Source organism: Methylomonas rhizoryzae, from assembly GCF_008632455.1.
GTDB classification, from domain to species: Bacteria; Pseudomonadota; Gammaproteobacteria; order Methylococcales; family Methylomonadaceae; genus Methylomonas; species Methylomonas rhizoryzae.
The window spans coordinates 1,783,061-1,799,229 of record NZ_CP043929.1 but is presented as its reverse complement, the minus strand read 5'-3'; the positions used below and the strand labels follow the sequence as shown (position 1 = coordinate 1,799,229).

Annotated in this window: 16 protein-coding genes; 6 read left to right on the top strand and 10 right to left on the bottom strand. The window is 51.8% G+C overall.

The window, feature by feature from the left end:
* Positions 1–162 precede the first annotated feature (162 nt).
* From ubiD to groES, 8 genes are all read right to left on the bottom strand, one after another.
* Positions 163–1,635 (bottom strand): 4-hydroxy-3-polyprenylbenzoate decarboxylase, encoded by a 1,473-nt coding sequence (gene ubiD / locus F1E05_RS08290; RefSeq protein WP_150047846.1) that lies wholly within the window; start codon positions 1,633–1,635, stop codon positions 163–165.
* A gap of 77 nt (positions 1,636–1,712) precedes the next feature.
* A complete protein-coding gene (locus tag F1E05_RS08285; protein ID WP_150047845.1) occupies positions 1,713–1,961 on the bottom strand; it encodes a hypothetical protein in 249 nt (82 codons plus the stop codon).
* A gap of 115 nt (positions 1,962–2,076) precedes the next feature.
* Entirely contained in the window at positions 2,077–2,322 is a 246-nt protein-coding gene (locus tag F1E05_RS08280) for a YfhL family 4Fe-4S dicluster ferredoxin (protein ID WP_150047844.1), read from the bottom strand.
* A gap of 3 nt (positions 2,323–2,325) precedes the next feature.
* Complete coding sequence (gene coaD, locus F1E05_RS08275) at positions 2,326–2,811, bottom strand: pantetheine-phosphate adenylyltransferase (RefSeq protein ID WP_150047843.1); 486 nt, start codon at positions 2,809–2,811, stop codon at positions 2,326–2,328.
* Between the two features lie 569 nt (positions 2,812–3,380).
* Positions 3,381–3,950 carry a hypothetical protein gene (locus tag F1E05_RS08270; RefSeq protein WP_150047842.1) on the bottom strand — a complete coding sequence of 190 codons (570 nt, stop codon included), beginning with the start codon at positions 3,948–3,950 and terminating at the stop codon, positions 3,381–3,383.
* A gap of 39 nt (positions 3,951–3,989) precedes the next feature.
* On the bottom strand, positions 3,990–4,763 hold the full coding sequence (locus F1E05_RS08265; protein ID WP_408631335.1) for a superoxide dismutase: 774 nt from the start codon (positions 4,761–4,763) through the stop codon (positions 3,990–3,992).
* A gap of 462 nt (positions 4,764–5,225) precedes the next feature.
* Positions 5,226–6,866, bottom strand: a complete 1,641-nt coding sequence (groL, locus tag F1E05_RS08260; RefSeq protein ID WP_150047841.1) for a chaperonin GroEL — start codon at positions 6,864–6,866, stop codon at positions 5,226–5,228.
* 48 nt (positions 6,867–6,914) lie between these two features.
* Positions 6,915–7,202, bottom strand: coding sequence for a co-chaperone GroES (groES, locus tag F1E05_RS08255; RefSeq protein WP_150047840.1), 288 nt, complete (start codon positions 7,200–7,202; stop codon positions 6,915–6,917).
* A gap of 143 nt (positions 7,203–7,345) precedes the next feature.
* Between groES and F1E05_RS08250 the strand changes: the two genes are divergently transcribed.
* On the top strand, positions 7,346–8,095 hold the full coding sequence (locus tag F1E05_RS08250; protein ID WP_150047839.1) for a HesA/MoeB/ThiF family protein: 750 nt from the start codon (positions 7,346–7,348) through the stop codon (positions 8,093–8,095).
* A gap of 52 nt (positions 8,096–8,147) precedes the next feature.
* Here the strand turns inward: F1E05_RS08250 and F1E05_RS08245 are convergent, their stop codons facing one another.
* Positions 8,148–8,444 carry a hypothetical protein gene (locus F1E05_RS08245; RefSeq protein WP_332095565.1) on the bottom strand — a complete coding sequence of 99 codons (297 nt, stop codon included), beginning with the start codon at positions 8,442–8,444 and terminating at the stop codon, positions 8,148–8,150.
* Positions 8,445–8,807: 363 nt separating this feature from the next.
* Between F1E05_RS08245 and F1E05_RS08240 the strand changes: the two genes are divergently transcribed.
* Genes F1E05_RS08240 through F1E05_RS08220 form a run of 5 tightly spaced genes read left to right on the top strand, consistent with a single transcriptional unit; the run spans position 8,808 to position 14,779 of the window.
* Positions 8,808–9,287: a formate dehydrogenase subunit gamma gene (locus F1E05_RS08240; protein ID WP_150051874.1), complete on the top strand. Its 480-nt coding sequence runs from the start codon at positions 8,808–8,810 to the stop codon at positions 9,285–9,287.
* Positions 9,284–10,828, top strand: coding sequence for a formate dehydrogenase beta subunit (locus F1E05_RS08235; RefSeq protein WP_150047838.1), 1,545 nt, complete (start codon positions 9,284–9,286; stop codon positions 10,826–10,828). The genes F1E05_RS08240 and F1E05_RS08235 overlap by 4 nt, the downstream gene beginning before the upstream one ends.
* A 19-nt stretch (positions 10,829–10,847) precedes the next feature.
* Positions 10,848–13,703 (top strand): formate dehydrogenase subunit alpha, encoded by a 2,856-nt coding sequence (gene fdhF / locus F1E05_RS08230; protein WP_150047837.1) that lies wholly within the window; start codon positions 10,848–10,850, stop codon positions 13,701–13,703.
* Between the two features lie 16 nt (positions 13,704–13,719).
* Positions 13,720–14,556, top strand: coding sequence for a formate dehydrogenase accessory sulfurtransferase FdhD (gene fdhD / locus F1E05_RS08225; RefSeq protein ID WP_150047836.1), 837 nt, complete (start codon positions 13,720–13,722; stop codon positions 14,554–14,556).
* A 25-nt stretch (positions 14,557–14,581) separates the two neighbouring features.
* On the top strand, positions 14,582–14,779 hold the full coding sequence (locus F1E05_RS08220; protein WP_232056823.1) for a formate dehydrogenase subunit delta: 198 nt from the start codon (positions 14,582–14,584) through the stop codon (positions 14,777–14,779).
* Between the two features lie 498 nt (positions 14,780–15,277).
* Here F1E05_RS08220 and F1E05_RS08215 read toward each other — a convergent pair whose 3' ends face one another.
* Positions 15,278–16,123 (bottom strand): urease accessory protein UreD, encoded by an 846-nt coding sequence (locus F1E05_RS08215; protein ID WP_150047834.1) that lies wholly within the window; start codon positions 16,121–16,123, stop codon positions 15,278–15,280.
* Positions 16,124–16,169: the final 46 nt, after the last annotated feature.

Here is a 16,169-nt window from a genome sequence, read left to right as displayed (position 1 = left end):
TACCGATTAATTTTTCCGCAGTCGCAACTATGGAAACCGCAGACTTCGAGGCACTAAGCCTAGTAGACACTACAACCCTACCGCCCGGGCTAATGATCGAAATCGAACCCATACCATTGCACACTATCCCTCGCTTGCATACATCAGCCGAACTGTCGCCGACTAATCAAATAAACTTGCCCAGATAGCGTCGATTTTGGCCACCACCTGTGGCTGCGTCACGATCGGCTTGCCCCATTCCCTCTGAGTCTCACCCGGCCATTTGTTGGTGGCGTCAAATCCGACTTTCGAGCCTAAGCCCGACACCGGCGAGGCAAAATCCAAATAGTCGATGGGCGTATTCTCCAGAATCGTCAGGTCTCTCGCCGGATCCATTCGGGTAGTAATCGCCCAAATGACGTCCTGCCAGTTCCTTGCATCCACGTCGTCGTCCACCACAATGACGAATTTGGTATACATGAATTGCCGCAAGAACGACCAGGTTCCGAACATCACCCGCTTGGCATGGCCGGCGTATTGCTTTTTCATACTGATGACGGCCATCCGGTACGAACAGCCTTCCGGCGGCAAATAAAAATCGATGATTTCCGGAAATTGCTTTTGCAATATCGGCACGAATACCTCGTTCAAGGCAACGCCTAAAATGGCCGGTTCGTCCGGCGGTCTACCGGTATAGGTGGAATGGTAAATCGGCACCTGACGCTGAGTAATTCGTTCGATGGTAAAAACCGGAAACTCGTCCACTTCGTTATAGTAGCCGGTGTGATCGCCGAACGGCCCTTCCGGCGCGGTTTCCCCCGGATAAATGAAACCTTCCAACACAATTTCCGCACTCGCCGGCACCTGCAAACCGTCGAGCCCCGGAGTCAAGCAATGCGCAACTTCCGTTTTACTACCGCGTAGCAACCCGGCGAAAGCATATTCCGATAGCGGGTCCGGCACGGGCGTGACAGCTGCCAGTATCGTCGCCGGATCGGCGCCCAGCGCCACCGCGACCGGAAACGGCTTATCCGGATATTTTTCCTGCCATTCCTTAAAATCCAAAGCGCCGCCCCTATGTGCCAGCCAGCGCATAATGACTTTGTTTTTAGCGATGACTTGCTGCCGGTATATCCCCAGATTCTGCCGCTCTTTGTTTGGACCCTTGGTTATCACCAGAGGCCAAGTAATCAGCGGCGCGGCATCTTCCGGCCAACACGTTTGAATCGGAAAATCCGCCAAGTCCACTTCGCTACCGATGCGCACGACTTCCTGACATACGGGCGCGGTTATCAATTTTGGCGCCATATTCAGCACCTGCTTAAACGCCGGCAATTTATCCAGCGCATCTTTAACGCCTTTCGGCGGCTCCGGCTCTTTCAAAAATGCCAACAACTCCCCTATTCCGCGCAGCTGCGACACGTCTTCCGCCCCCATACCCAACGCAACGCGTTTCGGCGTGCCGAACAGATTGCCCAACACACTGATATTGGCACCCTTGGGCTTCTCGAACAATAAAGCCGGCCCGCCCTGTTTCAATACCCGATCGCAGACAACCGTCATTTCCAGATAGGGATCGATCTCCACCTTAACGCGTTTTAATTCACCCAGCTTTTCCAACTGCTGAATAAAATCGCGCAAATCTCGATATTTCATGGGGCTTCCGACATGGTTATTGAGGCCTTAATCGCCGACCGCAAAAGCCAATCGGCGAATAACGTCATATCCCGGCACTAGGCTTGGCTTTCGCCAGCCAATAACTCTTCCAATTCCGGCAACGAACGATCGGCACGCGCCCTGTTTTTATATAAATCCACAAATTCCATGAAGGCTTGTTCCAAATCGTCCAGCACTTCCTGCTCGTCCGCCAGTTCTTCTTCAGGAATTTCGCCTGAATCCAAATAATCTTTTTGGATGGCAATTTCGCCATTTAACGATAGCAACGCCAAAATCAACGCGTTATTTGAAATGTTTTCGGCCATAAAAATCTCACAAGTTGAGGGAAAAAACAGGCGGGTAAAAAGAGCGTAACGAAAAAATCAGCATTAAAGGCCCAGCCGGCCACTGCTGTCTTTGCTTAATTCCGGGCGATAAACCCTAGGCGGTTAAGCGCATGTATTTTGCGTATAAGTTGTCGCGATCTTCGACGTTGTCCGGATCTTTCCCTATGCAATCGACCGGACACACCTCCATACACTGCGGCTTATCATGGTGTCCGACGCACTCGGTACACAATGACGGATTGATCACGTAAATTTCTTCACCTTGGGAAATCGCGCCGTTGGGACATTCCGGCTCGCATACGTCGCAATTAATGCATTCGTCGCCGATTAAAAGAGCCATGGTTCACTCCGATTTAAACTTTTCAATTAAACGCTTGTTGACTAACTCCGGTACAAAACTGGAAACATCGCCGTTCAAACGGGCTATCTCCCGAATCATACTGGAAGAAATGAATTCGTATTGTTCTGATGGGGTTAAAAATACGGTTTCGACATTAGGCGCCAAACGGCGGTTCATACTTGCCATTTGAAATTCGTATTCAAAGTCCGAAACCGCTCTCAGGCCTCTGATGATGACGCTGGCTTGGTGTAACTGAGCGCACTCGACCAACAGATTATTGAACCCTAGCACTCGAACGTTGCTAAAGCCGCCTACAACCCGCTCTATCATGTCCACCCGTTCCACCAACGAAAACAAAGGCTGTTTCGCCAAATTTTCCGCGACCGCGACGATAACGGTCTTGTATAGATTCGAGGCGCGGCAAATCAAATCTAAATGACCGTTTGTAATGGGATCAAATGTCCCGGGATAGATTGCCGTTATCTGCATGCCCACTGTATCCGTAAAGGGAGGTGGATTCTACCGCATTCGCCGAGTTTCAGCAGAATATTGCAAGAAACCGTTGCACTCAATCCATCCGTTGAATAGCGTATCAATCCGCACGTTATGCCATCTGCAGATAACGTGAATTCAGCCCGCTTTACCTATCTCATTACTGTTAAGGGCATAATTTTGAATTTTTTGATAGAGAATCAATACCTGCCAACCGTCTATCCAGCAGGCCTCTACCAATAATCGCAAAACCGACGTAACTAAACCTCTGATTTATAAAGTTCAATAAAAAATATGCGGCAAATTGTCGCGTTTTTTGTAGACATCCCAACATTCGGACAGTATAATGCGCACACCTTGATAGAGGTCAATGCGCCGCTAAGTGCGTAAGAATGAGGGAGGAGGAAGCGACCGTTTCGACGGTACAACAATAACAATAAGCGCAGCAATTCAACCTGCTACCCGGTAGCAGGCGTCCACACAATAACAATAGTAACCGGACGGAGCCCACGTAATGTGGGCTTTTTTATGCCTGAAGCCCCTCTTCCTCCTACTACTCCCCCCTATCAAGCTCTCGCAGGCTTAAGTCTTAGCGTCGCCACCATCGGCAACAGCAGCATCCAAGCAACGGTGGGTATGGGAATTGGTTCCGGCGCGGGCGATGTACCCGGAGCGGAAAATTGACTGATTAATGCGGTCGAGGCACCCCCTAGCGAATCCAGCGAATAAATCCGAAAACCGAATATATCCCCGGCAACGATATCCGCCACGAAACTCCCGGCTTGACTAATATCTCCGTCCGGATCGGATAACAAGCTGAATTCGCCATTCAACAGCCAACCGAAATCGTCATTACTCGGACCATCGATATCCAAAGTGTCATAACGCCAGTTAAAACTCACTTGACCGGAATAAACTGCTGTAATGATAATTTGCTGGTATTTGTTTAACTCCCCGGACTGATCATCGCTGCTGGTAATCGAAATCCAATCGGGGGCAACGGCAGTATCGATACTGCCGCCATCGGTATAAATCGACCAATTTTGCGGCTGATAAGAACCGGAAAATCCGGCGAAGGCACCATTTGAACCTGCCAAAACCACAAAAGTAACGCTTGAATAAATTAAAAATTTCATATCCGCACCTAGGTTATTAATACTATCGACAACTAAACGCTAAGCCAGCCTGGACGGCAGGTTTTCGCCGGCAAATTGCCAATCGATCAACTTATCCAAAATAGTGTTTAGATAGGCGGTGCGTAAGTTTTGATAATCCAAATAATAGGCGTGCTCCCAAACATCAATCACCAGCAAGGGCTTTTTTCCCATTACCAACGGATTGCCGGCATTCCCGGTCGTTACGATTTCCAAGCGTCCGCCGTCGACAACCACCCAAGCCCAGCCGCTACCAAATACCCCTTTCGCCGCGTCGAACAATTTCTGCTTGAACCCCGGGTTTGTCCAATTTCCCTTCGCATCGGTACCAGGATCGGAAAAATGCCCGAATTGACTATTAATCAAATTCGCTAATTTACCGCTTGGCGGTTCCGCATCCCCCGCCCCCGGACGCAAACTATTCCAATAAAATGTGTGATTCCACGTTTGCGCAGCATTATTAAATATCAGCCCCGGAATCAAACGCTTACCATTCGTGGCCTTAATGATTCGTTCCAAGCTCATATTTTCGTAGGCGGTACCGACAATCAAACCGTTTAAGTTTTTGACATAACCGGCATGATGCTTTCCGTAGTGAAAACTCACGGTATTTGCCGAAATATAAGGCTCTAACGCACTTTGTGCATAAGGCAATTCAGGCAAGGTAAAAATACCGGAATCCGGTAGAGTGACTGCCGCTAATGCTTGCCCTCCCCCTACCATCGCCTCTGCCACCGTTAACGCACCCACTGATGCGCCCATGAATAGAAACTGCCTTCTATCGACTTTGTTCATTGCCACATTTTTCTCCTGATGATGCTTTTGGAATAAATCAAGCCGTATGAAGCAATATTCGCACCACAAAACGGAAAACAAAGTCGCTTTGTAAATCCTTTCAAGGCCAACTATTCAGAAGATACCTAACCGATAATCGAGACAACGCACTCCCCCCTTCTAATAAACGCGGAAAGCACCAAACTTAAATCGATAATTGCGCGCTTAGATTCGATTTTTGATGGCAATGTAAGACAAACAGCCTTGGTGTCAGCAAAGCTAAAATAAATCTATGTTAAATAAGCGAGCGATTGCGCGATTTGCCGCGAAATATCGAGAACCTAGTCGTGCATCAATAACCCATCCCATATCAAAAGCTCCCCCGCCTGCGTCCTTTACACAGAAAATTCGGTTTATAAAAACAAAAAGCCCCGGCATGTTAGATACCGGGGCTTCGATATGACAGTATGAACTGAGCGAAACTTACATCATGCCGCCCATGCCGCCCATGCCGCCCATGTCAGGCATCGCAGGAGCTTTGCTGTCAGCCGGCGCTTCGGCGACCATGACTTCCGTGGTGATCATCAAACCGGCAACCGATGCGGCGTTTTGCAGAGCGGAACGGGTAACCTTGGCAGGATCCAAAATACCCATAGCGATCATGTCGCCGTATTCGCCGGTGGCCGCGTTATAACCAAAGTTACCGCTGCCTTTTTTGACTTCGTTCAATACCACGGACGCTTCATCGCCGGCATTGCTGACGATTTGACGCAAAGGCTCTTCCATCGCTCGGCGCAGGATGCTGATACCGACGTCTTGATCGTGATTAATACCTTTCAGGCCTTCCAAAGCAGCCAGAGCACGGACCAGAGCAGTACCACCGCCGGCAACCACGCCTTCTTCGACGGCTGCGCGAGTTGAATGCAGTGCGTCTTCGACACGGGCTTTCTTCTCTTTCATTTCGACTTCGGTCGCAGCACCCACTTTGATCACCGCCACGCCGCCGGCCAGTTTTGCCAGACGCTCTTGCAGTTTTTCCCGATCGTAATCGGAAGTAGCATCGTCGGCTTGGGCGCGGATTTGTGCGACACGACCTTTGATTTGCTCTTCGTCGCCGGCACCGTCGATGATGGTGGTGTTTTCCTTATTGATTTGTACACGCTTGGCAGTACCCAGCATGTCTACGTCGGCTTTTTCCAATGACAAGCCGACTTCTTCGGAAATAACGGTACCGCCGGTCAAAATCGCAATGTCTTCCAGCATGGCTTTACGGCGATCACCGAAACCGGGCGCTTTTACTGCGCACACTTTTACGATACCGCGCATGTTGTTGACAACCAAGGTAGCCAAGGCTTCGCCTTCAACATCTTCCGCAATGATCAACAGCGAACGGCCGGATTTGGCTACGCCTTCCAATACCGGCAGCATTTCACGAATATTGGAGATTTTTTTGTCATACAGCAGGACAAACGGATCATCCAACTCGACGCTCATGCTGTCTTGTTTGTTGATGAAGTACGGAGACAAATAACCGCGATCGAATTGCATGCCTTCGACCACGTCCAATTCGTTGTTTAAACCGGTACCTTCTTCTACCGTGATAACGCCTTCTTTACCGACCTTCTCCATCGCTTCGGCGATAATTGCGCCGACCGATTCGTCGGAGTTGGCGGAAATGGTACCGACTTGAGCAATCGCTTTGCTGTCGCTGCATGGAATCGCCGCTTTCTCGATAGCCGCTACCGCTGCCGTCACGGCGCTGTCGATACCGCGTTTCAAATCCATGGGATTCATGCCGGCCGCAACCGCTTTCAAACCTTCGTTGACTATTGCTTGAGCCAACACGGTTGCAGTGGTAGTGCCGTCGCCGGCGACATCAGAAGTTTTGGACGCAACTTCTTTAACCATTTGTGCGCCCATGTTTTCGAATTTGTCCTTTAATTCGATTTCTTTAGCAACCGACACGCCGTCTTTGGTAATGGTGGGAGCACCGAAGCTTTTGTCCAATACGGCATTGCGGCCTTTAGGACCCAAGGTCACTTTTACCGCGTTTGCTAGAATGTTGACGCCCGCAACCATCAAAGCGCGCGCATCACCGCCGAATTTTACGTCTTTTGCTGCCATTTTTTATTCCTTAATCGTTTTTATGTAATTGATAAATATCGATTTGGATTATTCCAAAATACCCATAATGTCGTCTTCGCGCATCACAATGTACTGCTCGCCGCCGACTTTTACTTCGGAACCGGAATATTTACCGAACAATACTTTGTCGCCAACCTTAACTGCCATTGGACGCACCTGGCCGTTATCAAGAGGTTTGCCTTCGCCAACTGCCAAAACTTCACCTTCGCTCGGTTTTTCTGCAGCGGAACCGGGCAGTACGATGCCACCTGCGGTTTTGGTTTCTTCTTCCACACGCTTAACGACAACGCGGTCATGTAACGGACGAATTTTCATCAATGTCTCCTTTATGTAGATACAGGTTAAAGATCAAACTAAATTTATTAGCACTCTCTTGTAACGAGTGCTAATAATAGCGAGGTTTTGCACTCTGTCAAGCTCTTTGGCATTATCAACCGCCTTTCTCGGAAGCTTTAAACATGAACGACCAACAACTGTTGCGCTATAGCCGACAAATCATGCTGCCCCCAGTGGATATCGAGGGTCAGCAAAAACTATTGGATGCCAAGGTATTAATCGTCGGGGCCGGCGGACTAGGCTCCCCGGCAGCCATGTATTTGGCGGCTGCCGGCGTAGGCCACCTGACGCTCTACGATAACGACCAAGTGGACCTAAGCAATCTACAACGCCAAATCGCCCACGGCACCGCCGATATAGGGTTGGACAAAGTCATTTCAACCCGCGACAGCTTAAAAAACATCAATCCGGAAATTGCGGTAGTCGCTCGCAAGGCACGATTAGAAGGGGAAAACCTGTTAAACGAGGTAAAAAATACCGATGTGGTTTTAGATTGCAGCGACAATTTCACCACCCGCTTTGCCGTGAACAAGGCATGCGTAGCCTACCGAAAACCTTTGGTTTCAGGAGCCGCCATACGCTTTGAAGGACAAATTAGCGTATTTACGCCGGGTAAAGGGGAAAGCCCTTGCTATAACTGCTTATATCAGAGCGAGGGCGAAGAACTGCAAAACTGCGCGACTAATGGCGTTATCGCGCCTATCACCGGTATTATCGGATGCGTTCAAGCACTGGAAACCATCAAGCTAATCGTTTCCTGTGGAGAACCCTTGGTTGGCCGTCTATTGCTGCTGGATGGATTAAGCATGGAATGGCAAAATTTACGCTTGAAAAAAAACCCTCATTGTCCTTGCTGCGGCCATTCTGTCTAATAAAAAGCCGGGAAATACCCGGCTTTTTTCCAACTCGGCGCTAACAATTAAGTCATTTTTTAGCGAGTAAGCCTTTAACCGTGGTTATTAATTTCTCGGCCATATTCAACACTGGCGACTCGCTATCGCCATGTGGTTCGATATCGCCAAAAGGCTCGCCATTTTTCATCGTGTACATGTAAATGAAATAGCCCAACGGTGCAAATGCAAAAAAGGCGATGATCAGCATCACAATGCCTAGCTCAAACACACCACCCATAGCAACCTCCTCATTTTTTTTAGTTTTTGTTGTTAAATTAAGACCATAGGCCTCATAGCGGACTATAACCCCATCGGTTCTACGGTACAAGTTCAAATTCCTGCCACACCCGATTCAATTGGCTACAACCCGCAATAACCATAAAGTTCAAACGCTTGAAATTATCCAAGTTAGGGGTACCATCCCCTCCATCAATCACAATAAACGCTACTTATCCAAGGAACAATTTCGTAGAGATCATGCATGCAAATTTGTCTACCCAACGGCATCAATCGTCGGCCTCTTTGTTTACTGTTTGTTGACTAAGTATCAATGCAGCAGCTTTGACAATCGCGCAAATCCGCGTCCAGCCTAGATTTTCCGCAGCTTGGCGCTGATAGACTGCGTTGCGTTGCGTTAATTGTTCGTGTTTAAATAGTCTGCTAAATGTTCCATCTTTTAGAAGAGCCCATGATGCAAGATTACCAAAGCCAAAAACCCATTGTGCTTGATATATTGGCTAGCCATCGGACCATGCCTGGCAACCTGCTGCCAATTCTGCACGGCATTCAGGATACCTTGGGCTATATTCCGCCGGCGGCCGTAGAAGACATTGCCAAAGATCTGAGCTTATCCAAAGCCGAAGTTCACGGAGTCATCAGCTTCTACCACTACTTTCGCACCACCCCGCCGGGCAAACACACTATTCGCATCTGCCGGGCCGAATCATGCCAGGCCATGAACAGTAAAGCTCTGGAACAACATGCTAAACAAACCCTGGGCATTGATTTTCACCAAACCACGACCGATGAACAATTCTCGCTGGAGGCGGTCTATTGCCTCGGCAATTGCGGCTGCTCACCCTCCATTACCATAGACGATCAAGTACACGGCCGTGTCACTCCGGAAAAATTCGATCGCCTCGTGGCCTCCTGCAAAGGTAATAAATCATGACTCGTGTATTCGTATCCCGTGATTCAACCGCGCTTTCCTTAGGCGCGGAACAAGTCGCTCAGTCATTGCAGCAACTAGCCGATACCAAAGGACTGGACATCGAAATCGTGCGTAACGGCTCGCGCGGCATGTTTTGGCTGGAACCTTTGGTCGAAGTCGAAACCTCCACCGGTCGAGTGGCTTACGGCCCGGTACAGCCCGAAGACCTTGCCACGCTTGTCGAGGCCGGATTCCTGGACGGCAAACAACATGTTCTGTCGCTGGGCAATATCGAGGAACACCCATTCTTCAAGTATCAAAACCGCCTGACGTTTGCTCGCGTCGGTTTGACCGACCCGGTCAACCTTGAGGATTACCTTGCCCACGACGGTTATCGCGGTTTAAAAAATGCCTTGGCCTTGCAACCTGTCGATATCGTTAAGCACGTGACCGATTCCGGGCTGCGGGGCCGCGGCGGCGCAGCTTTCCCGACCGGTATTAAATGGAATACCGTGATGAATGCACCGGCCGAGCAAAAATATATCGTCTGCAATGCGGACGAAGGCGACTCGGGTACTTTCTCCGACCGTATGATTATGGAAGGCGATCCCTTCGTATTGATCGAAGGCATGACTATTGCCGGCTTGGCGGTAGGTGCGACCCAAGGCTACATCTATCTGCGTATCGAATACCCCCACGCCAAAATCGCCTTGAACCAAGCCATAGAAGCCGCTTATCAACACGGCTACTTGGGCGAAAACATACAAGGCAGCGGCAAGACTTTCCATCTGGAAGTACGTAGCGGCGCAGGCGCCTATATCTGCGGCGAAGAAACTTCTTTATTGGAAAGCCTGGAAGGCAAACGCGGCTTGGTACGCTTCAAACCGCCGTTACCCGCCATCGTCGGCCTTTTCGGCAAACCCACCATCGTAAACAACGTCATTTCGTTGGCCTCGATCCCGGTCATTCTGGATAAGGGCGGCGAGTACTACCGGGATTACGGCATGGGCCGCTCGCGCGGCACCTTGCCGCTGCAGTTAGCCGGCAACATCAAGCATAGCGGCTTGTTCGAAGCCGCCTTCGGCATGACGTTACGCGAAATCTTATACGATTACGGCGGCGGCTCGGCCAGCGGACGCCCCATTCGTGCCGTGCAGGTCGGCGGGCCGTTAGGCGCGTATTTACATGAAGGACAATTCGACACACCGTTAGACTACGAAGCCTTCGCCGCTATCGCTTGCGTACTCGGCCACGGCGGCATTGTGGTGCATGACGATACCGTCAATATGTCCGAGATGGCCCGTTACGCAATGGAATTTTGCGTCGAAGAATCCTGCGGCAAATGCACACCCTGCCGCATCGGCTCCACCCGCGGTGTAGAGGTCATAGATCGCATCGTCGGCAACGAGCAAAAACAAAAAAACACCGAATTGCTGCGTGATTTGTGCGACACGATGCTTTGCGGTTCATTGTGTGCGATGGGCGGCATGACACCTTACCCGGTGTTGAGCGCGTTGAATCATTTCCCTGAAGACTTTGGTCTACCTACAGCCAAAGCCTGATCGATTACAGGAGAGCATTATGTCTATCAATCAAGAAATCGATTACGGCACGCCAGCCAGCGCGTCTACCGATCAAGTCACACTGGAAATCGACGGTCATAAAGTCACGGTCGCCGCTGGTACCTCGGTGATGCGTGCTGCGGCCGAAGCCGGCATCAGCATTCCCAAATTGTGCGCGACCGACCATCTGGAGCCTTTCGGCTCCTGCCGCATGTGCTTGGTGCAAATCGAGGGCGCGCGCGGCTATCCCGCTTCGTGCACCACGCCGGTCGGCCAAGGCATGAAGGTCTGCACCCAGAACGACAAGCTAGCTAATGTTCGGCGCGGCATTGCCGAGTTGTATATATCAGACCATCCGCTGGATTGCTTGACCTGCTCGGCAAACGGCAATTGCGAGCTGCAGGATACGGTCGGTGCGGTCGGTTTACGCGAAGTCCGTTACGGTTTTGACGGCGATAACCATTTGAGTGCCGAAAAAGACGGCAGCAATCCATATTTCAGCTTCGACCCGTCCAAATGCATCGTCTGTTCGCGGTGCGTGCGTGCGTGCGAAGAAGTGCAAGGCACGTATGCCTTAACGATAGACGGCCGCGGCTTCGAATCCAAAGTTTCTCCGGGGCAAAACCAAGCCTTCATGGATTCCGAATGCGTATCCTGCGGTGCCTGTGTTCAAGCCTGCCCTACCGCAACCTTGATGGAAAAATCAGTCATCGATTACGGTCAACCCGAACACAGCACAATCACCACGTGCGCCTATTGCGGCGTCGGTTGCTCGTTCAAAGCGGAAATGAAAGGGGAACAGTTGGTACGCATGGTGCCGGATAAAAACGGCCAGGCCAACCACGGTCATTCTTGCGTCAAAGGCCGTTTCGCATTCGGTTACGCCACTCACAAAGATCGGATTACCGCACCTATGATACGCGAAAACATAACCGATCCTTGGCGCGAAGTAGGCTGGGAAGAAGCCATTCAATTTGCGGCCGACAAGCTAAAAAACATTCAGTCCACCTATGGAAAATATTCGGTCGGCGGCATCACTTCCTCACGCTGTACCAACGAAGAAACCTATTTAGTACAAAAACTGATCCGTGCCGGTTTCGGCAACAACAACGTCGACACCTGCGCCCGCGTGTGCCATTCGCCGACCGGTTACGGCTTGAAAAGCACCTTCGGTGAATCTTCCGGCACCCAAACCTTCGACTCAGTGCTGAAATCAGATGTCATCATGGTAATCGGCGCCAATCCGACCGACGGCCATCCGGTATTCGGCTCCTTGATGAAGCGCCGCTTGCGCCAAGGTGCCAAGTTGATCGTAGTCGACCCGCGCAGCATCGACTTGGTCAGCAATAGCCCGCACGTACGAGCCGATTATCATCTGAAACTACGTCCCGGCACCAACGTCGCGGTTGTCACAGCCATGGCCCACGTCATCGTCACTGAGGGCCTAGCAGACGAACAATTCGCAATGGAACGTTGCGATGTCGAATCCTTCAGCAAATGGAAAGCTTTCGTTGCCCTGCCGCAAAATTCGCCCGAGGCGGTTTCGGAAATCACCGGCATCGATGCTGAAACCTTGCGAGCGGCAGCCCGCTTGTATGCTACGGCCGAAAACGGTGCCATTTATTACGGACTTGGCGTTACCGAGCACAGCCAAGGTTCAACCACTGTAATCGGCATCGCTAATCTGGCCATGGCGACCGGCAATATCGGCCGCGAAGGTGTGGGCGTGAATCCGCTACGCGGGCAAAACAACGTGCAAGGTTCTTGCGACATGGGCTCGTTCCCGCATGAATTCGTCGGCTACCGCCACGTTTCCGACATCTCGACGCGTAACCAATTCGAAGCCGCTTGGGGCGTCGCCTTAGAATCGGAACCCGGCTTGCGAATACCCAACATGTTCGCGGCCGCTATCGACGGCACTTTCAAGGGCCTGTACGTGCAAGGCGAAGACATCGCCCAATCGGATCCTGATACCCAACACGTGCACCATGCATTACGTTCCTTGGAATGCCTGATCGTACAGGATCTGTTCCTGAACGAAACCGCCAAATTCGCCCACGTGTTCCTGCCCGGCTCGTCATTCCTGGAAAAGGACGGCACATTCACCAATGCCGAACGGCGCATTTCTCCGGTACGTCGGGTCATGACGCCACTGGCCGGCAAAGAGGATTGGCAAGTAACTCAAGACCTGGCCAACGCACTTGGCTACCCGATGAACTACCGCCATCCGTCGGAAATCATGGCGGAAATCGCCAGCCTGACGCCGCAGTTCGCCGGGGTAAGCTACGAAAAAATCGACGCAATGGGCAGTATCCAGTGGCCATGCAACGACGAAGCCCCTGAGGGAACGCCTATCATGCACGCCGATCATTTCGTGCGCGGCAAAGGCCGGTTCATGCTGACCGAATACGTGCCTACCAAAGAGCGCACCAACAGCCAGTATCCGCTGATTCTGACTACCGGCCGCATCCTGTCGCAATATAACGTCGGCGCTCAAACCCGCCGTACCGACAACGTGGCCTGGCACGACGAAGACCGCTTGGAGATCCATCCGCACGATGCCGAAGTATTGGGCATCGCGGACGGCGATTGGGTGGGCGTGAAAAGCCGCTCCGGCGAAACCGTCATGCACGCGAAAATCACCGACCGCATGCAACCCGGCGTGGTTTATACCACTTTCCACTTCCCGCATTCAGGCGCCAACGTCATCACGACCGACAATTCGGACTGGGCCACCAACTGTCCCGAATACAAAGTCACCGCGGTGCACGTCGCCAAAGTTGCGCAACCTTCGGAATGGCAAAAACAATACCGTAGTTTTTCGGACGATCAGTTGTCTTTGTTGGAAAACCGGATAGTTGCCAGTACCAACTGAGCGTTCGACTTTGCTAATGGACGCAATCAGCGAGCTAGGCTGGGCCAGCTATCGAAGGGGGACCTTCGACGTCTGGCGCGGCCCTACCCACCAAGCGGCGGAAGATTCGGTCGCGGAAGAAGTTCCCGTCGTGCTGGTTTACAACACCATCCCGCATGTGGTGATGTTGGCGACGCCGTTAAACCTGGAGGATTTCGCCTTGGGCTTCAGTTTGACGGAAGGCATCATCCGGCACTCCCGCGAATTGCATGCCGTCAGAGTAGTGCAGCGCTCTAAAGGGGTCGAAGTTCGCATGACCATACCGGACGCACGCTTCGAGGCCATGCCCGGCAAAGGGCGGAATATGACCGGACGTACCGGTTGCGGACTGTGCGGTGCCAGCACCTTGGAACAAGCCATCCGGCAGGTCAAACCGGTAGGCCCCGGTCTAGTCTTGGACGCCCGCATACTTAGCTCAGCGCTTAAGGACATGCCGAACAAACAATCTCTCAACCAATTGACCGGCGCGGTGCACGCGGCCGCTTGGCTCAGCGTGGATCGCGGCATCACCGCAGTTCGCGAAGACGTAGGCCGACATAATGCATTGGATAAGCTGATCGGCGCATTAGCCAAGCAAGATTGCGATTTCAATGCCGGCTGGCTGATCGTCACCAGCCGGGCAAGTTACGAGATGGTACAGAAAGCCGCCAGCGTCGGCATCACTTTGTTAGCGGCCATCTCCGCACCTACCGGGCTGGCGATTCAACTGGCGCAAGAATCCGGATTGACCCTGATCGGTTTTGCCCGCAACGACAACCACGTGGTTTACACTCACCCCCACCGTTTACAACATCTACAAGCATCAGTCGCGTAATATGGATCACAGCAACATAGTCAAAATGGCCAACGATATTGGCGCGTTTTTCAAATCCGAACCCGATAGAGACCTTGCTATTCAAGGCGTGGAACAGCATATCAAGAATTTTTGGGAGCCTAGGATGCGTAAGCAAATCATTCAATACCTTAACCAAGGCGGCGGCGATTTGATGGATATAGTGGCCGAAGCCGTGCGCAAACTACCGGTACCGAACAATTAGAAATTAACCCTTGCCTCTGCTGCCTTAGCTAGGCTGCGTTACTCCGGACATCACAAGCCAAGCTTGTTGGTCGGGTGGCCTCCAACACCTCAAAAGGAATGACGCACGGCGGCTGAACCCCGTGCGCCATAGGAACGGCTAAAATTTAACTCACATGTGGAATTCTGAAGAAATTTCTCGTCTTTCTTAAATGTGCGTCTTTGCACAACCGCGACTCCCCTAATTTAAAACGGTCATCGCCTCCTATGTCGCACCTACAAGTATGAGTTATCGAATCGCACACGAATGCGGTTTGGTCAAATTTGAACCCAGGCTGCGCGCTACTTTGGTAACCCAGTTATAGCAATACCCCCATACCGGAAACTAGTCCCAATTTCTTTCGGCCAAACAAAAGAAAGTATCGCGGTTTGTCGGTCCGCGAACCGACTTCTAAAACAGCTGTCACACTACGACATCATTATCACCCAACCCCGAAAAACCCCAAGAAAATTCAAAACCTCACGTCGCCCAAATCCTCGGCAAACAAACCGCCTTGCCGATAACATCCCCGCGCACCAATCCCCAAACCCGCTCAAAAAAAACCTTCAACAAATCCGCCCGAGCATCCAAGCCCCGACAAATCAACAAGCCCTCAATCATGGTCACGCCGCGATTCGGCTCATCGCCAATCAATGCCTGCACCGCCGCCAACTGCACTGGCGTAGCCGGATAAACAAACAGCGTCCCGCACGCCGAATGCCCGAACAAACCCCAGCGCGCTTGAAACGCTTGGGCATTCAGATGCTGGCGTTCCAGATAAAACAAGCGCCCGCCGCGCCGGATGCGCCAGTTGAGTTCGGCGTGGCCGTTTGTGAAGCCTTCGCTGGCAGCAGGTCGACCAAGGGCGGTGATTTCCCAGCCGACGAAGCGGGCTTGTTCGGCTAGGTCGATGTGCATGTTGGCATTCAAGCGAGCACCATCGTAGACGATGGTTTCCTGCGGCAGCCATTCCAGGCTGGCGCCGTCGGCGACATTTAAAATCACCGTTTGCCGTGCCTCGCCGCCACCGCTGCGGTAGAACTTGCCGGCGGCGGGTGTGGTGATCAGGGCCTGGGCTCCGGATCCAGCGCTGGCGTTGATGGTCAAGCGGTCGCCGGCCACTACGCCGCCGGGCGGATGCAGCAGGTAGACGTGGCAGACTTCGCCTTCCGGATAAAACGGCCTTTGTACGGTCAGCGGGCCACGATGAGCACGGTTGACCAGCGCGGTTTTGGCTCCGCGCGGGGCAAAGTCTAAAGTGAGTTCCGCTTCCCAGTGGGAAGTTGGAAAAAAGTCAGAGTTGTCTGTAACAAAGGTGGGGCGCATGAAACAACCGGTTAAGCGTTAAAGGATCTTGGTAGGAGCGACGCAT